Source organism: Paraburkholderia podalyriae (assembly GCF_014397785.1).
Lineage (GTDB): Bacteria > Pseudomonadota > Gammaproteobacteria > Burkholderiales > Burkholderiaceae > Paraburkholderia > Paraburkholderia podalyriae.
In genome coordinates, this window is sequence record NZ_VZQQ01000030.1 from 1 (window position 1) to 21,852 (window position 21,852).

15 protein-coding genes and 3 pseudogenes are annotated in these 21,852 nt (G+C 64.2%); 6 read left to right on the forward strand and 12 right to left on the reverse strand.

The window, feature by feature from the left end; translation table 11 throughout:
* On the reverse strand, positions 1 to 196 hold a 196-nt coding region (locus tag F6X42_RS27470), incomplete at its 3' end, for a transposase (protein WP_512699631.1).
* 318 nt (positions 197 to 514) lie between these two features.
* On the opposite strand from F6X42_RS27470, the pseudogene F6X42_RS27475 reads away from it, so the two are divergent.
* From F6X42_RS27475 to F6X42_RS27480, 3 genes and pseudogenes are all read left to right on the forward strand, one after another.
* Positions 515 to 994: pseudogene (locus F6X42_RS27475) on the forward strand (cation diffusion facilitator family transporter); the annotation flags it as partial.
* Positions 995 to 1,055: 61 nt separating this feature from the next.
* On the forward strand, positions 1,056 to 1,304 hold the full coding sequence (locus F6X42_RS45630; protein ID WP_312892920.1) for a cation diffusion facilitator family transporter: 249 nt from the start codon (positions 1,056 to 1,058) through the stop codon (positions 1,302 to 1,304).
* A 266-nt stretch (positions 1,305 to 1,570) separates the two neighbouring features.
* Positions 1,571 to 2,899: an IS110 family RNA-guided transposase gene (locus F6X42_RS27480; RefSeq protein WP_187637204.1), complete on the forward strand. Its 1,329-nt coding sequence runs from the start codon at positions 1,571 to 1,573 to the stop codon at positions 2,897 to 2,899.
* Between the two features lie 476 nt (positions 2,900 to 3,375).
* On the opposite strand, the pseudogene F6X42_RS27485 reads toward F6X42_RS27480, so the two are convergent.
* Positions 3,376 to 4,059 (reverse strand): annotated as a pseudogene (locus F6X42_RS27485) (SagB/ThcOx family dehydrogenase).
* Between the two features lie 242 nt (positions 4,060 to 4,301).
* Here F6X42_RS27485 and F6X42_RS27490 point away from each other — a divergent pair.
* From F6X42_RS27490 to F6X42_RS27500, 3 genes are all read left to right on the forward strand, one after another.
* Positions 4,302 to 5,594 (forward strand): NRAMP family divalent metal transporter, encoded by a 1,293-nt coding sequence (locus tag F6X42_RS27490; protein ID WP_187637205.1) that lies wholly within the window; start codon positions 4,302 to 4,304, stop codon positions 5,592 to 5,594.
* A gap of 211 nt (positions 5,595 to 5,805) precedes the next feature.
* On the forward strand, positions 5,806 to 7,167 hold the full coding sequence (locus F6X42_RS27495; protein WP_187637206.1) for a metallophosphoesterase family protein: 1,362 nt from the start codon (positions 5,806 to 5,808) through the stop codon (positions 7,165 to 7,167).
* A gap of 402 nt (positions 7,168 to 7,569) precedes the next feature.
* Positions 7,570 to 9,714, forward strand: coding sequence for a putative bifunctional diguanylate cyclase/phosphodiesterase (locus tag F6X42_RS27500; RefSeq protein ID WP_281394049.1), 2,145 nt, complete (start codon positions 7,570 to 7,572; stop codon positions 9,712 to 9,714).
* A gap of 102 nt (positions 9,715 to 9,816) precedes the next feature.
* Here F6X42_RS27500 and F6X42_RS27505 read toward each other — a convergent pair whose 3' ends face one another.
* The 10 genes and pseudogenes from F6X42_RS27505 to tssM form a co-directional block, all read right to left on the reverse strand.
* Positions 9,817 to 10,137, reverse strand: a complete 321-nt coding sequence (locus F6X42_RS27505; protein WP_187637208.1) for a DUF4148 domain-containing protein — start codon at positions 10,135 to 10,137, stop codon at positions 9,817 to 9,819.
* Between the two features lie 151 nt (positions 10,138 to 10,288).
* Positions 10,289 to 11,045: pseudogene (locus F6X42_RS27510) on the reverse strand (hypothetical protein).
* Between the two features lie 536 nt (positions 11,046 to 11,581).
* A complete protein-coding gene (locus F6X42_RS27515) occupies positions 11,582 to 13,015 on the reverse strand; it encodes a serine/threonine-protein kinase (protein ID WP_187637209.1) in 1,434 nt (477 codons plus the stop codon).
* Between the two features lie 64 nt (positions 13,016 to 13,079).
* Positions 13,080 to 13,958, reverse strand: a complete 879-nt coding sequence (locus tag F6X42_RS27520) for a c-type heme family protein (protein ID WP_187637210.1) — start codon at positions 13,956 to 13,958, stop codon at positions 13,080 to 13,082.
* A gap of 86 nt (positions 13,959 to 14,044) precedes the next feature.
* Positions 14,045 to 15,058, reverse strand: a complete 1,014-nt coding sequence (locus tag F6X42_RS27525) for a FecR family protein (protein WP_187637211.1) — start codon at positions 15,056 to 15,058, stop codon at positions 14,045 to 14,047.
* A gap of 149 nt (positions 15,059 to 15,207) precedes the next feature.
* Entirely contained in the window at positions 15,208 to 15,759 is a 552-nt protein-coding gene (locus F6X42_RS27530; protein ID WP_187637212.1) for a DNA/RNA non-specific endonuclease, read from the reverse strand.
* 55 nt (positions 15,760 to 15,814) lie between these two features.
* On the reverse strand, positions 15,815 to 16,771 hold the full coding sequence (locus tag F6X42_RS27535) for a hypothetical protein (protein WP_187637213.1): 957 nt from the start codon (positions 16,769 to 16,771) through the stop codon (positions 15,815 to 15,817).
* Positions 16,772 to 16,792: 21 nt separating this feature from the next.
* Positions 16,793 to 17,353, reverse strand: coding sequence for an OmpA family protein (locus F6X42_RS27540; protein ID WP_246530238.1), 561 nt, complete (start codon positions 17,351 to 17,353; stop codon positions 16,793 to 16,795).
* Positions 17,354 to 17,574: 221 nt separating this feature from the next.
* A complete protein-coding gene (tagF, locus tag F6X42_RS27545) occupies positions 17,575 to 18,276 on the reverse strand; it encodes a type VI secretion system-associated protein TagF (protein WP_187637214.1) in 702 nt (233 codons plus the stop codon).
* Positions 18,273 to 21,818 carry a type VI secretion system membrane subunit TssM gene (tssM, locus tag F6X42_RS27550; RefSeq protein ID WP_187637215.1) on the reverse strand — a complete coding sequence of 1,182 codons (3,546 nt, stop codon included), beginning with the start codon at positions 21,816 to 21,818 and terminating at the stop codon, positions 18,273 to 18,275. Before tssM ends, tagF begins: the two co-directional genes overlap by 4 nt.
* Positions 21,819 to 21,852: the final 34 nt, after the last annotated feature.

Consider the following 21,852-nt stretch of genomic DNA (forward strand, 5'->3'; position numbering starts at 1 on the left):
GCAGCTTCTCCGGCGCGATGCTCGGCCGACCTCCCTTGATGTCGGCCTCGTACATCCCGGCAAACACCCGATCCATCTTAGCCAGCGCCTCGTTCGCCATGACGCGAATCGAGCGCAGCGGATGCGAACTCGGAACGAAATCGTCCAGCTTGCGCACGGAAAACAGACTCTCGGTGAACGTGTCGGTGCCGCGCATGATCTCCAGGGGGCGGGTGAGGTTCTTACATCAACGCTTTTGCTATCCGTCGCGATGACTTCAGCGCGAGGTATTTCCGCAGCCTGCTAAGCGTTGCAAACACATCAGTGAATATCCGGAAACACGCTGCCTGGCAAGCCCATTGTCCCGACCTCGACGCCAGGTCCGTGCCCGGCGAACTCACGCCTTCAACGCTAACGCGCGATTCGATCCTCGCACACTGGTTGCAATCGACCGGCGTCTGAAGGTCTGCTTCTTGCTGTTGATTCTCCAAGGTCGGCAATCGCCCGCTTTCGCCGTGAAACAGGAGAGAAGGTCATGGGGGCCGGGTCCGGGCGGCACACATCGTCTGCGCCACGCGCGGTCTATTACGCTCTCGCTTCGAATATCGCTGTCGCCGTCTGCAAGTTCGCCGTCGCTTTCTATACCAACTCGAGGTCGGCATTCGCCGAGGCCGTCCACTCCAGCGCGGACTGCCTGAACCAGCTTGTCCTGCTCGTCGGTCATCGTGCGGCGCGCGCCACGCCCGACGAGCAACATCCACTCGGCTTCGGTCGCGAGATCTATTTCTATGGAATGCTGGTGGCGATGCAACTATTCATCTTCGGAGGCGTTGCGTCGATCGTGATCGGCGGTTTTCGAGCCATGCATCACTCGCGGCTTGAACGACCTCTGCTAGCGATCGGCGTATTGTGCGTGTCCGGCGTGATCGAGGCACTCGCTCTGAGAGCTTCCATTCGCACGATCGAGCCGCGGCATCGCGCCAAGGGGCTGTTGAACTGGTTCAAGGAAAGCGGCAAGCCGTCCGTGATGCTGTCGGTCAGCGAAGATCTCGCCGCGGTAGCGGGAGTGCTCGTCCGTGATCGCGATCGGTATCACCGTCCTCACCGGAAATCCGCTTTACGATGCGCTCGGCAGTATCGGCGTCGGCCTGGTGCTGATGGCCTCGGCTCTGTTTTCGATGAGCGAGATCAAATCGCTTCTCGTGGGTGAATCGGCGCACCAGCGCATACGCGAAGAGATGCACGCGTGGCCGTCAGAATTGCAAATCACTTTGCTGCGTGTTCGGCGGGCGCCGGCGAGTCGTGGCGCACCGCTTGCTTCATAGCTTCCCAAGGCCGCCAATCGTCCCCGGTGTTCCGGAAGAAACGATGATGGGCTATAACACAGGCGGCAGCGCCGTGATGACCGGAAGATCACTGGTGCGCGCATGCGACGTCCCCGGACGCCGTGTGGCGAGCCCGGTACATAGCATGGTCCGGGAATCGTCGGTGACATTGGTGAGCGGCGCGAGCTGCATCCCGTTTGAGAGATCGAGTCGATTCAGACGCTTCCCCCTGGTGCTGCCCTGAACCAACCAGCCAGGAGCAGGCCATGGCCATGCGCAAGCGGGAAGACGATGAGGTGTATCCGAACGCCGCCGGGATCGATGTGGGCGCGTCCAGCCACTGGGTGGCAGTCCCCCGGACGGCCGACGACCAGCCGGCGCGCGAGTTCGGCACGATGACCGGTGACCTGCACGCCATGGCCGACTGGCTGCTCGCGTGCGGCGTCGATACCGTGGCACTGGAATCCACCGGCGTCTACTGGATCCCGGTGTATGAGGTGCTCGAGCAGCGCGGGCTGACAGTCTGGCTCGTCGATGCGCGGCAGATGAAGTACGTGCCGGGGCGCAAGAGCGACGTACAGGACTGCCAGTGGCTGCAGAAGCTCATGAGTCTCGGACTGCTGCGTGCGGCCTGGCGCCCCGCTGGCGAGGTCTGCGTGGTGCGCGCGGTGGTGCGGCAGCGCGAGCTGCTGCTCACCGAACAAGGTAGCTGGGTGCAGCGCATGCAGAAGGCACTGCTGCAGATGAACCTCCAGCTCACCGAGGTACTCACGGACGTGATGGGTACGACCGGACAGGGGATCATCCGCGCGATCGTGGCCGGCGAACGCGACCCGAAGGTGCTCGCGCATTTCCGCCACAGTCTCGTCAAGGCCAGTACCGAAGACATCATCAGGGCGCTGACCGGCAACTGGCGCGAGGAGCACCTGTTCGTGCTCGCGCAGGCGCTCGCAATGTTCGACAGTCTCGCCGAGCGCATCCTTGAGTGCGATGCGAAGACCGAGGCGCTGCTGGTCCCCCTGGGGCGTCACGACGTCCAGCTGGCCGGGCCGGACAAGAAACGCCAGAAGAACGCCCCCCGGTTCGACGCGCGTACCGCGCTCGCGCGCTGGGCGGGCGTGGACCTGACGCGCATCAACGGCCTGTCCGTGGCCACCGTGATGACGATCCTCTCCGAGATCGGCCCGGATCTGAGCCGCTTTGCCAGCGTCAAGCACTTCTGTTCGTGGCTGCGCCTGTGCCCCGCCACGAAGATCAGTGGCGGCAAGACGCTGTCTTCCGGCACACGACCCTCCGCCAACCGCGCCCGGCAGGCGCTGAAAATGGCAGCCATGAGCCTGTCGCGCAGCGACTCGGCGCTCGGCGCATTCTACCGCCGGCTGTGCTCACGCATGGACAAGCCGCGCGCCAATACCGCGGTCGCCCACAAGCTTGCCCGCATGGTGTACTTCATGCTCACGCGCGGCGAAGCCTTCGTCGACCAGGGGCAGCAGCGCTACTATGAGGAACAGCAGCGCCAGCGCAGCATCGCAGCCCTCAGGCGACGTGCTTCCGCCCTCGGATTCCAGCTCCAGCCAAACGCGCCGACTCCATGAAATCCAACCTTTTCCATTGGGTTTCTTGAGAGTACGCAGGGGCGATCGGGTGGTTTGCCCCTAATCGAGCGGACAACGAAGCGTCTGCGCGATCAGGCCGGGCGCAATATGGCTGACAGTGATAATGGATAGTTTGCGGTGCGAATACGACGATTGTATGGTGCTGATCCGGGCAATACGCAACTGGATCGGCCCCCAATGTCCCAGCGACTGTGTGCGCATCAAGGCCGAAATCGGACAGCTCGTCGACCAGGTCGAAGTGGCCGGACCGCGCGACGCTGTGTTTCACGGTCGCCTCGAAAGGGCCCGCTCGCTCATCGTGCTGGGGCGACTATCGGACGCGCTGGACTGTGTCGATACATTACTACCCGTCGTTCGGCAAATTGAGCACGATCCAACGCGTGGCGCTCTACCGCCCGAGGTCCGGGGCCGCAAGCCGTAGACCACGCCAAGGCTTGATGAATCTCAGCAACCACTCAGGCCGCAAAGCCTACCGGGATCAGATAGACGACGGTCTGGCCGTGCGGCAGGCCAAGCTTGCGCGCTGCCGGCGCCCCGTCGACGGCGCCCACGGTCACGGCGACGAGCCCCAGAGTGACGGCCTGGAGCAGCATGTTCTGGGTCGCATGCCCGACCTCGAGATCGGCATACAGATTGGCTCTCGCGCCATACCTCTGCGACAGCCGGCTCGGCTCGGCGGCCACCACGAGCACGGCCGGAGCGGCCTCGACAGACGCCTGATCGACCGCAACGGACCTCAGCCCGGGGCGCAGGTCCGACGTGGCCCGCGTCTCGGCCCGATGGCCTTGAGGCAGGTAGTGCATCACCTCGGTTGCGGTCACCACGTAAAGTTAAAGCGCGTATAAAGCGCCGGCCGAAGGAGCCGCGCGCTTGCCGTCCGGGCTGGTAATGCCCTGCCCGGCCCACAGCAACTGGCCGATGGCCTCGACAGGCAGCGGCTTTGGCGCGAAGCGGCGCACGGACCTGCGCCGCTCGATGGCTTCTTCGAGGGAGACCGTGCCTGTGACGTTCGCCTTGGGCAGCGTAATCTCATTGGTGTATTGCGCCTGGCTACCCTGCGCCAGGCTGGCAGAACTTTCGGCAAGCGCGCCCGCGGCCAGCGCAACCAGCAGTTCACGGCGTTTCATCGGCACCTCCATGCGCGAATCTCAGTGCTGCGCGTTTGCGGCCAATTAGGCCGGTGCAAGCTCGCCTCGATGCCCGGCACGGAAGCACCTCAACGCCAAACCTGGATGATGACAGGCAAAGATTCCGCCTCAATCGGACTTTGGTCTTACAGCCGCCGGGCGCAGGGGCCGGCGAGATGCGTTCTTCGTGCCCGCATTCAGGCGCAGTCACATCGGGCCTGCGATTTGCTTGAGGTTGCCGCGAGGTGACATACATGAACGACGAAAAATTGATCGAGCCCGAATCGGAGGTTCGCGACCGCGTCGAGCGATCCTGGATCAAACGGCTAGGCCCTGGCCTGATCACGGGCGCCGCGGATGACGATCCGTCCGGAATCGGCACGTATTCGCAAGCCGGCGCGCAGTTCGGCTTCAACCTTCTGTGGGTGGTCCTGATCACGTATCCGTTGATGACCGCGATACAGTTGGTGAGCGCACAAATTGGCCGGGTGACCGGCAAGGGCCTCGCGTCCAACATGCGCGCGCACTACCCGCCATGGCTGCTGTACGGCGCGGTCGCCCTGCTCGTCGTGGCAAACATCATCAACATCGCCGCTGACTTGTCGGCAATGGGCGCCGCAGCCGGATTGCTGCTGCCAGGGCCGCAGCACGTTTATGTGGTCGGCCTCGGTGTCTTCTCCGTCGTTCTGCAGATTTTTGTCCCCTACGACACTTATGCGCGCATTCTGAAGTGGACCGCCCTATCGCTGCTTGCGTACGTCGCGGTCGCATTCATCGTTCCGATCTCCTGGGGTGAAGTTGCTCGCGCCATCGTCTTGCCGCGCGTCTCCCTCACGTCGGGCTATCTGACCATGGTCGTCGCGGTGCTGGGCACGACGATCAGTCCATATCTGTTCTTCTGGCAGGCGTCGCAGGAAGTCGAGGAAATGCGCTCGGCACCGAGGCAGGCTCCGTTGCGCCGCGTACCGTACCAGGCGCCCGCGCAGTTGCGAAGGATCCGATTCGATACGTGGCTTGGCATGGGGGTGTCCAACTTCGTCGCATTCTTCATCATGTTGACAGCGGCGGCCACGCTCCATCTGCATCACATCGATGTGAAAACCTCGGCTGATGCCGCGCGCGCGCTCGAGCCTTTTGCCGGGCGTTTCGCTTACATGCTGTTTGCACTCGGCATCGTCGCAACCGGCCTGCTCGCGCTTCCGGTCCTCGCCGGCTCGGCCGCCTACGCCGCCGCGGGCAGCTTTCGCTGGCGCAGCAGTCTCGCGTTGCATCTGAACCTGGCGCGGCAGTTCTATGCGGTGATCGCACTGGCCATCCTGGGCGGTGTGGCCATCACCTTCATGCATTTCGACCCGATCCGCGCGCTGTACTGGAGCGCGGTGATCAACGGCCTTGCCGCGGTGCCGATCATGGTCATCATGATGTCGATGGCCCGCAGCCGGCGGATCATGGGACAGTTCGCCGTCAAGGGCGTACTGGCCTGGGGAGGATGGCTGGCAACGCTCGCCATGGCGCTGGCGGCAGTGGGCGTGTTCGTGCCGTCGTGACGAACGCGTGCCACGGCGAACCCGGCCTTCGCACGGAACAGCGGTGCTCCGCAATTCGCGCCAACGGGTTGCGGAACGGCAACCGGATCTGAACTTCCTCGCTCCACGCTCGTCTCAACGGTGCATCCGGCCAGAGACGGCACCGTCACATGCTGACGGTTTGCCGACAACCGCGTGGCCGCACCCGTTCGACGATCAAGGAGGATCGGACATGCCGAAGAAGCGTTCAGACGACTCGACAGCCGCAAGCGGCAACCACAGCGGCAGGATTCTCGCCGCGCCCGTTTTCTCGCAGCCGCAGCCCACGCCGGACCCACAAACTTTCGTGGTCAGGCACGCATCCGATACCGCAGCCTACAAGGTCATCGACGAACTGAACCGCGAGCACAAGCTGAAGGCGCTGCCGTTTCCCGCGCCGCGCGGCGGCACCGAGCCCCGGCTGACGTTCGCGGAGGTGGTCGACAACAACCAGACGCTGCTCGACGGCATCACCGCGAGCGGACAGATCGTCTTTCACGCCACCGGCGATTGTGGCAGCACCAAAGGTCCGGCGACGCAGAATGAAGTATCGGACAAGATGGTCAGCGACTTCGACGAAGCGGATCCCGCGGAGGTGCCGCAATTCAACTTTCTGCTGGGCGACATCGTCTACAGTTTTGGCGAAGCGCAGTACTACTACGATCAGTTCTATGAGCCGTATCGCGACTATCATGCGCCGATCCTCGCCGCTGCCGGCAACCACGACGGCATGGTTTCGCCGTTGAAGCATGAGAAAAGCCTGCAGGCGTTTCTCAGGAACTTCTGCTCCGACTGCTTCCAGGTCTCTCCCGATGCCGGCCACCTTTCACGCACGGCACAAATCCAGCCAGGGGTTTTCTTTACGTTCGAGGCGCCGTTCGTGCGCATCATTGCGTTGTACAGCAATACGCTCGAGGATCCCGGTGTGATCGCGGACAGTCACATCGGCAACAGCCAGTTGAAGTTTCTGAAAGCGGCGTTATTGCGGGTCAAGAAAGAGAACTATCGAGGCGCCCTGCTTTTCGCGCATCACCATCCCCCTTATGTGGCGCGCGGCCGTCACGGCTGGAGCGTCGACATGCAACAGCAGATCGATGCCGTCTGCAACGAGGTCGGCATATGGCCACATGCGGACCTCGCGGGACACGCGCACAACTATCAGCGCTTCACGCGAACCCGTTCCGACGGCACCCACATTCCATACATCGTTTGTGGGAACGGCGGTCATGCGGTGCAACGACTCACCACCAACGGACAGCCGCCCCTTCGCGCGCCGCAGCTGATGCAGGCTGCATCGAAAGACACGGATGCCGTCGTCCTCGAAAACTACGACGACCGCAACTTCGGCTATTTACGGCTGGTCGCCAACGCCAGACAGTTGCGTATCGAATACCATCCCGCCGTTGACGGACCCAACACCAAAGCGCCCGACGATCACGTGACCATCGATCTGGCCACCCGGCAGGTGGCTCACTACGTCGCTCGCGACTTCGGCGTACCCGCTCTGGCGGACAGCATTCGTCAGTTCGCGCAGGTCAAGCCCAACAAAGGCTGATGGGCGCACAATCCGACACCCATCCGAAGCGCTCCGCGATTCCCTGCTGGCTCCACGCGTTAAAGATTCGAGGATTCGTACCGTAATAGTAAAGATGGGGCGGCAGCTAGCGGTCGGGGCTGTCGCTCAACCAGCTAGTCGGAGAACAGCGTGAGACCCAAAGCGGCACCGTGCCCTAAAAAACCCAATCCGCTTGAGTCCCAGGTCGATAACGACGCACACGCCAATGGCTGGTCAGCCCGCAACCAGCAGTTTCTTTCGTATTTCCTGTCGCGCTTCGGTCAACGCAGGACCATACCGGTAACGAGTGTGCTGATTGCCATTTCCGCCGGCGTTGGCATCGGTGCTGTCGTGCACCATGCAGTCAGCGAAGCGGCGATGACCGTACGTCTTGTATTGTCGATGGTGGCAGGCGTCGCCGGCCTCGCGGTGGTTCGTCGAAAACTCGCGTTTGATTACGCCCAGCAGAGCGCGGCCACCGCACTAGCGGGCGGCCTTCTGCATGCGAATCGCGACTGCCTGAAGGTGCTCGCCACGGACGGAAAAATGCTGCGGGTGTCGGAGCATGGCGCCATGTTGATGGAGGCGGAGTCACCGGAGCAGCTCGCCGGCGCCGACTGGCTCGATTTCTGGACCGGCGAGGACCGCACAGCGGCGGAGCAGGCTTTGGCGGGCGCCCTTTCCGGCAAGAGCGCATCTTTCACCGGAAGCTGCGCGACGACGAAGGGGCGGATCAAATGGTGGAACTCCACCCTCACGCCGGTGACAGGCGACGACGGTGCGGTAGCCGCGCTGCTTTGTGCTTCAGAGGATGTCACCCAGCAATCCGAGCTGTTGAAAACACTGCGCGAACGCGATGAGCTGATGCATGAGATGGAGTTGCATGTGCGGCTCGTGTTCTATTCGTATAGCTCGCATTTTGAACGCTGTCATCATGTCAGCGCAGGTGTCGAGAGCGTGTTCGGCCTGACGCCTGAAGAGCTCAGCAACAGGCCTTCCGCGTGGCTCGAACTCGTGGTGCCTGAGGACCTCGAGCCTTTGCTCGCCGAGATGCGCCGCATCGCGACGGAAGTCGCGGAAGGTCGCTGCGAATATCGCATCCGCCGGCCTGACGGTTGCGTGCGCTGGATCAGAAGCACGGCCTATCCGGTGTGCGATAGCTCCGCAAACGTGGTGCGCATCGTCGGTGTCAGCGAGGACATCACGCTGGAACAGGAACGCCTCGCGGCGCTTGAACATTTGGCCCACACCGATGGGCTGACAGGTTTGGCTAACCGCAGCGCGCTGATCCGCCACATGAAGACGCTGTGCAGGCAGAACGTCGCCTTCGCTCTGATGTTCGTCGACCTCGACCGGTTCAAGGTCCTCAACGATACGCTAGGCCATACGGCCGCTGACCGTCTGTTGCAGGACATCGCCAGGGTCATTCAGGGCGCACTTCCGCCGGATGCCTGTGTAGCGCGCCTCGGCGGAGACGAGTTCGCGGTCATCGTCAAGGGCGACAGCGACAAGGTCTCGTTGGCAACCTTGGCGCAGTCGCTTCTGAACCTGTTTTCGAGCGACGTTCGAAAAGACCACGCCGCGCCATTCGTGACGGCGTCGATCGGCATATCGATCTTTCCCGAACACGGCCGCGAGCACGACGCGCTGCTGACGAGCGCGGATATCGCGATGTATGCGGCGAAAAAAGGTGGCCGCAACGGCTTCCGGTTCGCCGACGAAGCGTCCAGCGATGTGCTCGGAGATTTCGAACTGGAGCGTAATCTGCCGACGGCGCTCGCGTCGAACCAATTCGTCCTCCATTTCCAGGGCATTCATGAACCGGCATCGCTGGCGGTGAAAGGCGTCGAAGCCCTCGTTCGATGGAATCATCCGGCGCGAGGGTTAGTGGCTCCTGGCAGCTTCATCCCGATATTGGAAGAAAGCGGCTTCATCGTCGAAGTCGGGGCGTGGGTCGTGGACGCGGCCCTCGCTCAACTGGCCGTCTGGCAGGCCGCCGGCAGCAAAGAGCTTTCGATGTCGGTGAACGTGTCCGCACGTCAGCTCCGGGATGACGCGCTTGTCGCGATCGTCGACCAGGCGCTGCGAAAACACCGGGTGCCGCCGCGCTGCCTTCAAATCGAACTGACCGAAAGCGCGCTGATGGAAAACCCGACGCTCGCGCAAGCAACGCTGATGGCGCTCAAGCGCGTTGGCGTGCGGATCGCCATCGACGACTTCGGAACGGGGTATTCGAGCCTGCGTTACCTGGCCGATTTCTCGCCGGACATCGTCAAGATCGATCTTTCATTCACGGCAAGGTTGGGCCGCGACGCGGCGGCCACGTCGATCGTGCGCGGCATCATTCAGATGTCGCACGAACTAGGCATTGAAGTGACGGCTGAAGGTGTCGAAACGAATCAACAGTTGCATGCGCTGCGCGACGCGGGCTGCGACTACGTGCAAGGGTACTTTTTGACGAAGCCGACGAATGCAGGGAATCTGGTTCACTGCGAAAGCTTCGCGCCCGCGTTCGCAGCGGGAGCAACCAGCTCCTGCTCCGACTGATAAACAGATCCGCGACGACCGGGCGCAGCCGGCGATTGCCGGCCTCGATCTGCGTACGACGACGCACCCAGACCGGTTCCGTTCCAGTTCCCGCCTTCGCCGTCAATGCGTGCGCACCGGTTGCGCGCTCTGTCCCGCACTCATCGCCGCGTCTCTTTCGGCTCGATGAATGGCAGCGACCTTCGCTTCGGCAGCTAGAATATCGGCGGGATATGAACCATCGTCGCCGAGCGACGGGTTATATCCGGCCGCTTCCAGCTCCTCGAGTTCGTGCATGACTTCCGCGCGGGTGACTTGATGAGGTTCGGGCTCGGACAGAGTTTGCGCATACAGGCCCGCCGAGTTCGCCATCAACATCGCACCAGCGATCGCGAAGCTCACTAGCGGGGAGACCGCGGATTGATTCAACGATTCCGATTTCATGTTGCACTCCTTTTTACATGAGGACGTATTCGCGCATCCGTATATATTGTGAGAGTTACGTGATGCACATCCGGTAGACGGAGTTTTCTCGTTGGATATTCCCGGGCTTCGCGTCAAGGAGCACTGAGATAAGCCGGATACTTCCGGATGCCTAAATAGAACTCCCACGCAATCTTCGCCGCTCGATCCCGTTGCGCAATTGACCCGCGACGAACGCGCCGACGATCAGAGCCAGATATAAGGCCACGAGATCGTGACGCCAGGCATTCAGCGTGAGCTGATGCGCAATCAGTTTTGGATCGGGAGCCGCGAGGATCGCCCGCTTCGCTTCGACGGTTCGCATCATACGGACAAAGCCCACCGCGGACAGCAATGGCAGCATGATGACCGAAGTGAACAGCACAGGCTTCATGCGAAGCGCCCATCGCATGTGACGCAAGCGAAACCATAATCCGAGGCATCCGTGTATCCATCCGGGCGCGAGCAGCGCAAGCTGCAAACCTTGCGTACCTGTTGTTAGCAACTGGTTCACGACGCGCTCGTAGTCCGCTTCGAAGCCATACAGCGAGGACGCGAGCCGGGTCGTCACCGCATGACGGATCAGCAGCAGCGGCAGGCTGAGTCCTGCCCACAGACGCACCCCACTCCACCGGAGGCAACGCCCAGTGACGGCGAGCATAGATCGTTCGCATCGCCAGCGCGAAATGCAGCGCGGCCGCCCCGTACAACGCGATCGTTCCAGGCGCGCTGCGCCAGAGCCGCAGCGCTATAACGAGACCACGTCCGGCAAGTTCGAGCGACCAGATTCCGAGTGCGTGATTGAGCAGATGGAGAAAGAGATAGACCAGCAACACCACGCCGGAGCCGAGTTGCATCCGGCGCAGCGCGGCTTGTATCCGCAACGTCATGCGAACGTCCCGCTGGTGACATGCATCGTGTGACGGGCAAACACCGCCTCGATGACGACCACTCCCGATCCCCGGGCCACATCGACGATGTTCATTTGATCACCCATCCGCTGTCAGTCTTGCCTGCAAGACCGCGGCGATGCGGCGGTTATTCCCGATTCGATCCTCGCGGCTTCGCAGTATCGAGGGAGTACGACAATCTGGCGTGCCCGCGATGGCAATTCGGCGCGTGTTGCGTGAGTGAGCGTCTATGATGGATTGGTTGATTCTGGCCGACCGGTACCACCTCGACAGGGCAATGAAGACTTCTACCAAATCGACAACAAGTTCGGTTATGCGGTGTCGGGCGGTATTGCGCGCAACGCGCTAGTGGTGTCGCGCTGTATCCCGGCTATAACGTGTATGGCCCAGCTACAACGGCGCGGGCGATGTGAATAGCGCGGCGTCGTTTACCTGCGTGCAGTGAAACCGGTGATGGAGAGGCTTGCCGGCCTCTCCACCGGCGCTCTGACGTACCCGGCGTTCGATTGGTGAAGCTAAGCGGATGAATCGACATCGTGCCGGAACCGACGGCGCTGCGCGGCATCGGCGATGCAGCTTTCGACCCGCTGAAGAAACTCGTCGAAATTCACCGCACGCCGCGCCTCGCGACTGGCGATCATCTTCGCGATCGGGCCCAGATAGACGGCCAGCTTAACGGCGACGGCATCGATGCTAGCCTGATCGATCGCACCGGCCGGTGGCATGCCTGCGGCGGTCGCCGGCGATACGGACGATACCTTTGCCGCAGCCGTCGCGACCCGCGGGCCCGTCGATGACGACGTCAGTATCGACCCATCGGGCACGCCCGCCGTCAGCCGTGCGAAGTCCTGCTCGAATTGGCTGCGCGCCGAATCCGGCAACACCGCCACCAGTTGCGCGCCGAGCGCTGGCAGGTCGTTCGCCTGCATGGCCGCGCGTCGCACCAGAAGGCTCGCGAGCGGGCCCATGTGTGTCGCGAGTTGGCGTTCGATGCGCGCGAGTATGTCAGGCGGCCAACTCTGCGGCGCCGAAGGCATAGGCGAGTTGCTGGCGCCGCCCGTCGCATGCGCTGGTGAGGACGCGGACCAATAAGCGGACGGCGTCACGATAGTCAGGTCATCGTCGGCCGGCGCCGGTGAGATGACCAGCGATCTCAAACTCGCGAGCCATTCCGCAGCGGACCCGAAGCGGTCTTCTGGCCGCCTCGCGAGCGCCCTGGCAAGCATCGCGTCGATCGCCGGTGGCAAAGCGGCGACGATTGCCGATGGCCGGGTCGGCGCATCTTTCAGGATCTGCCGCCTGATGGTAGCCGGCGAGCCGGCGAACGGCTGGCGGCCAGTCAGCATACGGTACAGCATGACGCCGGCCGAGAACAGGTCCGCGCGGGCATCGACCGATTCGCCCTCGAACTGCTCGGGCGACATGTAGCTTGGCGTGCCGATCATCCAACCGGACGAGGTTGCGGACGAGCCGATGCGCGCGACGCCGAAATCGGCGACCTTGAGAAGCCCTGCCGCGGTGACGAGCAGATTCGCAGGCTTGATGTCGCGATGCACGACGCCGGCCTCATGCGCATACGCGAGCGCGGCGAGCAGTTGCGCCAGCCAGTGGAACGCGTCGGACAGCGGCAGCGGGTGGCCGGGCACCAGCAAGGTATCGAGGCCATGTCCGGCGACGTACTCCATCACGATGTAGGCCCTGCTGTCGTCTTCGCCGAAATCGTGGACCGTGACGATGTTCGGATGCGCAAGCCGGCCGGCCGCGCGCGCCTCGTTGCGAAAACGCGCCAGCATGTCGCCGCTACTGTCCTCGCTGGCGAGCAGTTCGCGACGCACGGTTTTCAGCGCCACCGGTCTTTCCAGGTGCGGGTCGAACGCGAGATAGACGACACCCATTGCTCCGGTGCCGAGCACGCGGTCGATGCGGTACTTGCCAATCTGCGTAGGCATTGCTTGTTTGCTCATTCTGCTCATTCGGGTTCCGATCGAGGGGAGCCTGGCCGACCACGCCAGCTTACGCTCCCAGCATCCGCAACGCTTCGACGAGACTCGTTTTCATGCGGTTGAACGACACGGCGAGCGAGGCGATTTCGTCGCCGCCGCGCGTCGAAAACGATGCCGTGTCGAGCTTGCCGAGGCTGACTTCGTCGGCGGCGCGCGACAAAGCCTTGAGCCGCTTCGTCACGAGGAAATGCACCATCAGGTTCAGCGCGATCAGCACGCATCCGAACACCGCGGCGAACGACAGCATGAACGTGCGCCAGACGCTGTGCGCCTGTCCCAGCGGCAGCGACATCGGCACGGACACGACCTGCGCGCCGATCGTTTCATGCAGAGGCCAGTTGAAGCCGTTCGCCGGCCCGTACTTGTCGATCATCGTGCGCGGCGCCGCGCTGGGTGTGCTGTGGCATTCGAGGCAGGTGGCCGAGTCGATGCGGGTCGGCCGCGCGATGTAGAGGCTGGGGCCCGACGGCGTCGCGCGTTCGCCAATCAGCTCCGGTAATTCAGGGTGGTCATGCAGGCGCCGGATCACGTCGGTCTCCCAGTCCGTGGCGCGGTCGCGCGGGTTCGTCGGATCGAGCATCGCGTTCTTGTATGAGAAGCCCGGAAACTTCTTCTGGATCGCGAGCAGGCTCTCGATCGCGGAATACGCGGGGACCGACTGCGGCACGAACGCGTATTTGATCTGCGTGGCAAGCAGCGGCGTCACCTGATCAGACGTGTAGTCGAGCACGGCGGTGGCGGCTTCGATCATCAGGCTCGCGTCGCGCACGGTCGTCTGCACTGCGTTTTCCTGCAACACCCGGTCGGCCACGACACTCGTCGCGGCGAATCCCGCGGCGAACACGACGAGGAAGGCGAGATTGAACTTCAAGGTCAACGACAGGTTCATGGCTGCTCCACGCGAATGGGGTGCAAGGGCGGCGACGCCTGGTGGTGCATGGTACGTCAAGGCGCGTCGACGTCGTCCGGCGTAGGTTAGTGCCGGTATAGCCAGTTGGGGACGGATTCGGGACGCACCGCCGGCGGCGCTTGCGCGGGCACCGCCGGCGGCGCTTGCGCGGGCCTTTTGTGTGGCTCGCTCGCCGGGCGCGGCGGCGGTGGATGCAAAATCGGCCGCCATTCCGGCAAAACGTCCAGATGGGCGTCGACCTGCGCGCGGAAGGCAGGAGTTTTCAGGCGCGGAACAAAGCGTTTGACGAAGCTGCCGCGCTCGCTGACGCTGCTCGTGAGCCAGTCGGAGACGTCGGCGTAATCGACGGCGCGCAGTGGCGCAGGCAGATCGTGCCTGCTCGCGAGCCGTCCCGCTACCGCGACCAGAGCGTCCCGGAAGCCAGGCGGCAGCGTGCCGATGAACTCCGTTGACGGCCTGGCTTGCGCGCGCGGCGGCTCGTCCGCATGTCGCTCGAGGTACTGGCCCGCATGCAAGGTCTGCCTGGGCGCCTGGGCTGCGGCGCGAACGACGACGATCGCGTCATCGCCGGACTCCGCGAAAATTCCAGCGCGCCCGGTAGTGGCCAATGCGACGACCGACCACGGACCCGTGCCTGAAGGTTTGATGTCAAGCCCGTGAAGCTCGATCGACAACGGCGCTGGTGCGGCGGCGCTCAGGTTGCAGCTGGCCTTGAGCCAGCCGCTCAGCATCGTGATTCGCACCGGTCCCGCCGCGACGTTCTGCGGCGCCGACGGCGTTTTGAGCAGGACTTGCGTTTGCGGCCCGAGCGCGATCAGCGTGCCCGCACCGTCTTCGAGCTGGGCGGACTTGCCGGCGTCGGTTTCGATGATGTCGTCGTCGCGCAGCCTGGCGCCCTCCCCCGTCCGATACAGTGACGCGCCTCGAATCACCGACACGGGACTATCGGCGTACGCGATGACGACGTCCGCATGGGCAAACGGCAACGCGCACGCAAACAGCGCCAACGCGCCGCCTGCGCGTACGCGCGGGAAGGCTGACGCCAGCATGGCGAGGAAACGGCGTTCGGGTCGCATCATCGGGGTCCGTTACGTCGGTGTCTGCGGTACTGTTTATCGTAGACGGTCCGATTCGTCGAGGGGTTGACCCACGATGGGCAGCACACAACATCCATTCGCGCCGAATAAACCGCCAGTCCCGCTCGCGTTTTGAACAAGCCGCGCATGCGTCAATTCGCAAACGTCGCCAGCTTGAACGTGCACGCAGTTGCCCCCGGCACCAGCAGTCCTTGCTCCACGCCGACCGGCACCTGACTATCGCCTGGCCCGTACAACCAGTAGGTGAAGTAAAGCGCTCCCGCGTGACTGACCGCGAGTCGTTCCAACGCCCGGAATGGTCCCGAATTGATCTTGCCCAACTGCGGCACGAGGTTGATATCGGTCGAGCCGCCGAGCGTGTGAGGAATGGCATGGCCGCGGTGGTAGATTCCGCTGTTGGCAAGCGGATGTCCCCGCATCCGCGGCGCGATTTCCTTGCGCGGCACCGTACTCTTTCCCTGACTGATTCCCCACGCGGCGACCAGGCGCTCGGTCGTCCTATCGAACAGATATGAAAACTGGCCGACGGACGTTTCGAGCAACTCGCACGATGCGACGCGCCGCCGATAGTCGTCAGCCCACAGATCGACCAGCAGCGGGGCGACCTCATTGCTCAACGCTGCGGCCGCACGAGCCTGCGACAGGCGCGGCAAAATGCGGTTGAGTTCAGCGTAGTCCGTCATGCGTCACCTCGAAAGCGTGGTTCGCGCGCTGCTCGCGCGGCTCGCTGGTTCCGTTCTATCGGCCCGCTCGCGCGAGCGCTTCCTGCAAGCGCCGCCGCACCTTGCCGACATCGATCCCGCCAGGACCCGGCGTGTCGATGATCGGCATATAGGGCGCAGGCGTATGCAGCAGATAGGCCTGCATCTCATCGATCACGATCCGGTCGCTCGGGTCGTAGCCGAGGTCCTCCAGTTGCCGGGTCAACTCCGCGCGTTCGTCGTAGCTCAATACCTGCCACCAGAACGCGCGGCACGCGTGGGCGTATGCGCCGTCCGAGAAGTACTGCCAATGGCCCAATTCGTGACTGAGGATCGCGGCCCTGAGCGTCGCGTCGATCGTCTCGCCGCCCGGTGCGCGACTCAGCCCGGGAATGGTGATCAGAAAATCGTGTGCGCTCGCCGCTTTCCAGATGCCCTGCTGCTGGCGAATCAAGCGCCATCGCACGAGAATCGTCTGCAACGTGCGCTCGCCCTGGTTCAGCACCACACCCTGCTCGCGCGCGACTTCGAAAAAATGCGTCAGCTCCTCCGTGCTGAAGTTGTTGCCCGCCGTCAGCCCGGCCGGATCGGTGCCGAAGCGCCGCGCGTAAGCCGCGATGGCCGCCGCCGACACCACGCGGTCGCGCGGCATATCGCGCCGTTCGAGCAATGCCACCACCCGCGCAAACATCGCGCCCTGTTGCGCGAGGCTGGCTGCCTGCATCACATGGAGGCCGGGCTGGTCCGTTATGGTGAACAGTTGCAGGCGCGCGTCGGGTGCCAATGCGGCGGCGAGCTGCGCAAGCGGCAAGCGCACCGCCGCGGTGTGGTCCGCGGTGTCGTCATCGACGGCCACGGGCACGGGACCCGCGCCCGCTCCATCAGCGGCGTGGTTCGACGCCTGTGGACCCGCGGCGACCGCGATCGTGGTCACGCATGCGAACAGCAGCGCCGCGCCCGTCGTCACGTCGCCATACCCACGATAACGTGTCATCGGCGGCAACCTGGAAAGCGCCTAATCCGTGACCGTGACGATCGTCACCCGACGGTTCTCGGGCGCCGTCGGATTGCGCTTGTTCAACGGATCGGAAGAACCTTTGCCGAGCGACGACAGCCGCTCGGATGCAATGCCAGCCTTCTGCGTCAGATATTCGACCACCGCGGCAGCACGGTCTTCGGAGAGCTTCATGTTGAGATCGGGCGAACCGCGAGGATCGGCGTGCCCTTCGACGCGAAACCGGTACGCCGCGAGTTTCTCCGACTGCAATGCACCGGCGACCTTGTCGAGCGCGGCCTTCGCGCTGTCGGTGAGCGTCGCCGAATTGGTGGCGAACGTGATGAGGATTTGCGCGGCCGGTTTTCTCGCGGGCGCGGGGCGCGGCGCGGCGGACGGCGGCTGGTTCGACAGCACGAAGCCGCGCGTCACGACGTTGTCGCCCGACTCGTCGGGCTCGAGCGCGCGCGTCACCGACTGCTCGTTGATGTCCTTCTCGTTCAGGACCGGCTCGGCTGCGCGCGTGGCCGTGCACAGCAAGGCGAAGAGGCACAGCGCGGCGGACAGAACAGTGCCTGGCAAGCGCCGTCCGGAACACGAATGGATCAGGCGTGACAAGCGTGACAGGCGCGACATAAGGCGATCTCCGCGGAATGGATAGGCGGTGAGGCCGCCAGCGCCCGTCACGGACCGTCGGCGAACACCGGCGGGAACCGGCGTATGACAGCCTCATCCTTTAAAGACGAATGATGGGAAGTCAATTTGAAACCGTCGTCCAACGCAACGCGCCGGCGATGACGTTGCTATGCACCCGTGTTCGAACTCAGGTCGATCACCGAATCCCATTCTTCCATGCCGACGTCGAGCAGACTCGCGAGCTGCAAACCGGTCGTCGCGCGCGCGGAAATCCTCACTGAAGCCGGCACGGCCGGCGATCCGTCGCTCCACCAGATAGCGTGTCCCATCGCGGCGGTCTGTTTGAGCAAGGCGGCGAATCCGCCGTCGGCTGCGTCACGGATCGCAAGCCGCCACGGCATCGATGCGCGAGTGCCGTCGAACAGGCTCTCCGCTCGCAACGCCGCGTCGAATGCATCGAGTGCGAATTCAGGCGTCAGCGTTGACAATGCCAGCGCGATCAGCCGGTCGTACCATGCCTGCGCATCGGCCAGTCGCCGCTCGAGTTCGGCGCCGTCGATCGCCTCGGCGATCGTGAACGGAAAATAGCGCCCCACGCGGTCCACGCCCGGCGTCAGAACGCCCGCCCACGCGCTTCGGCCATACAGACCCGCGCCCAACGCGAAACACCACACAGGGGCACTCAGATACAGTTCGAGCCACTGCGCGCCAAAGCGCTGCCGAGCCAGCAACATGCCTTCCTGCAAGCTCTGATCCCAACGCGTGACGAACTCAGCCGGCAGGCGCCGCGCGACGAAGTCGCCATGCGTGCGCACCTTGCCGAAGAAGCCTGGCCCCGGTGTCGGCTGCTGCGCAGGCTCGCCGCTCATAGCCGATCGGGACAGCGGAACTGCTCGAGCATCGCGCGACGAAACGGATTCACGATGCTGCTGGCCGCCAGTTCGAATTCCGCGCGCCGGCCATCCGAGTCGAAGCTCAGGCGGAAGCGGTCAGGTTGCGCGGTAGATTGCAGATGCGCGTCGTCCATCAGATGCAGCAGTGCCCACGGTCCATCGGCGCGCGCCGCCGGAGCACTGCCCGCCGGCGTGAACTCGACGTGCGCCTGGCCGGTGCCCTTGCCGCTCGGCCACTGGAACACCATCGATTGCGGCGCGTCGGGTTTGACCACCATTTGCTGGCCATCGATGTCGAGCGTGAACTGGGTAATCGATGGATCGATGGTCAGCGGCTTCACCGTGAAGCGCACCGACACATCGCGGCCACCGGCCCGGAAGAACGCGTCGCGGATCTGCGCCGCACGCTGGAACTGCCCGAGCACGTCGACCGGGATGCCGAGCGTATCGACGCCGCTGCGCCATTTCCATTGCGCGCCCGACATGTCGACCAGCGTTGCCAGGTTCTTCTGGAAGAAGTCGTCGATCAGGCCGCCCGGGCTCAGCAGCCTGCCGAAGTCGTCGGGCGCGACGTCGCGCGTGGAGCCGCGCACGAGCGGATAGCGACCGTCGAGCGCCTGCCTGCACAACTGCGCCACGTTCGCCTGCCACAACGCGTTCAGGCGCGCCCGCTCTCCGCCCACCATCAGCGACCCCGCCCCGCTCGCGACGTTGGTCGCCACCGTCGCCATCGGCGGCGGCGAGCCTTGGGCCACCAGCTTGAGCTTGTTCAACGCATCGCCGGGCGGCGGCGGCAAGCCCTGACGGCGCGCCGAGTCCGCGGCCTGGAGATAGGTCGCCGCGTCCTTCAGCGCGGCGAGTTGCGTGTCCAGCGGAACCGGGCCCGGCGCGCCCGGTTTGCCGGCGAGTTCATGCAGCGCCTGGAAGTGCGCATCGACCGGATTGAGTTCGGCCGGCGCGGGCGGCGCCGCGTCTTCGGGCTGATTGCCGAGCGCGCTCTCGAGGCGCTTTTTGGCCGCATCGAGCTTGTTGGTCAACGCGGCAACCCCTTGCTCCGTCAGCGAGGCGCCCGTTTTTGCGCTGCCCAGCGTGGTTTCCTGCGCCGCGGCCAGCATCAGCGAGCGCAGCGGCGAGTCGGCCGCGGCAAGCACGTTAGCCACGCGCGCACCCTGCTCCACGCCGTCGAACGGCACTACGTCGATATCGTTGAGCAACGCGTCCCACTGGCGGATGTACTCGTCGTAGTAAAGGCGTGTGATGCCCGCCTTCAGATCCTCGACAGCGGCCGGCGTCGCCACGGATTCCTGTCGGCCGAGCACCCAATCGTCCTTCGCGATATCGATCACCGCCGCGTCGCGCAACTGCCCGAACTTCTGATAGCCGGCCCGCGTGTACGCGCCTGAAACACCGCGCGTCAACGGCGCGCCGCTCTTGCGCACGAGCACCAGCGCGGCATTGCGCCCCGCCGCGTTGGCGACGCTGAACTCCGGCAGTCGGCTCTGTTCGAGATCGCGTTTGACGCGGTTGAACAGGCGCTGCGTCAGCGGCATTCTGGCGAGCGTCGCGCGCGCCTGCGCGATCAGATCCTTGTCCAGCGGCAGCGACGCATCGAAGCGCGCGGGCTGGAACAGCGCGGCGAGATGGCCGTCGAGATCGTTGCGCTGATCGTCGCTCGCATCGCGCAACGGCCCGCGGCGCCAATCGACATCGGCCCACAAGCGCACCGAGTCGGCGTCGTAGTGCAGCGAATCGCCCAGCATCAGATACGCGCGCAAGACTTCGTACTGGAAGTCCGGATTGTTCGCGTCACCGCGGCGCAATTCTTCTTCCATGCGGCTCACCACCAGCGGCAACAGGGTCTGCCGCAACAGCCGCCGGTAACTGGTCTGCGCTTCGAGGCCGAGCTTGTCGCCCTGATCGAGGCCGAGGCGCGACAGCCACGGCACGCTCCTGTCGCGGTCCGCGTAACCGCCGGGAAGATCGCGCGCGGCATTGAGCAGCGGCAGCAGCGCGAGCGGATCGTCGCTGGGCTGGGTGGTCTGCGCGAGCTTCTGCAACTCAGTGACGTGCTGTTGGACAGCGGCGACGTAAGCGCGATTGCGTTGATAGCTGACGAAGAACAGCACCAGCGCCAGCACCGCGACGACGCCGATCGCCGCCAGCGCGGCGCGCTGGAACCACGCGCGGCGCCGCTCCAGCTTCCGGTTCACGCCCGCGAGTCCGGCTTCCTCGAAGATCACGCCGCGCAGCAGCCGCGTGATGAAGTACGCGCGCCCGCTCGCCGGGTCGGGCAACACGACCTGTTGCTGGAAGCCGAGCGCCGAGGCCACCGCGCTCATCACGCGATCGATCGGCCGGCCTTCCTGGGTGCCGCTCGTGAAATACACCCCACGCAGCAACGCGGATTGCTCGAAGCGCGAGGTACTGAAGGTTTCGTCGAGGAAGCCTTTCAGCACGGCTTGCAGACCCGCGAACTGCTGCGGAAATCCATAGACGAGCGCACGCCGGCGCACATCGGTCTCGCGCTGCATGCGGTTCAGCACGCGGGCTTGCAGTTGCTTCTCCAGCGCGTCGAATTCGGCGGGAAATGCGGCCAGTGCGTCGTCCGGCGAGCCTTGCCCGGTGAAGGGGAACGTCATGCCCCAGACCTGTTCGCGCTCGTCGCGGCCGAGATCGTCGAAAAACTCGGCGAAACCCGCGAGCAGATCGCATTTGGTCACGATCACGTAGACCGGAAAACGCATGCCGAGCTGGCCGTACAGTTCCTTGAGCCGTTCGCGCACGGCTTGCGCCTGCTGCGCGCGTTGCGTGTCGGACAGTTGCAGCAGGTCGCGCGTCGACAAGGCCACGATCACGCCATTCAGTGGCCGGCGCGGACGATACTTGCGCAGCAGCTGCAGGAAGCCGGCCCACGCGGCCTGATCGGCTTCGGCGAAACTATCCTGGGTGGTGAAGCGGCCCGCGGTATCGAGCAGCACCGCATCGTCGGTGAACCACCAGTCGCAATTGCGCGTGCCGCCCACGCCGCCGATCGACTGCTTGCCGAGCCGGTCGGCGAGCGGAAACTTGAGCCCGGAGTTCAACAGCGCCGTGGTCTTGCCCGTGCCGGGCGCGCCGACGAACATGTACCACGGCAACTGGTACACATACTGACTGCCGAAGCGACCTTTGACCCGCGCCTTGCGCAAGGTCGCCATCGCGGCTTCGAAACGCTGCTTCAACGCGGCGATGTCGGCTTCGGATTCCTTCTTGCCGGGCGCCGGCTCGGCCGGTCCCTCCGCCACCACGCGGGTGAATTTGATGTTGGCGACGCGCACTGCGATCCAGCGCCCGATCCAGTACAGCGCCCACACCAGCAACAACACGATGATCACGGCCCAGCGGCTGCTGTTGCTTTCGAGCGACTCATGACCCGCGTACGCGACGAGCGGCCCCTCGACCCAGACGATCAGCGACAGCGCGAGCACGCCGAGCAACGACAGCACGATGGTTCGTCTGAGCCAGCCAAAGATTTTCATACCCGGCTCCCGTGTGCCACCCGCGACGGACTCA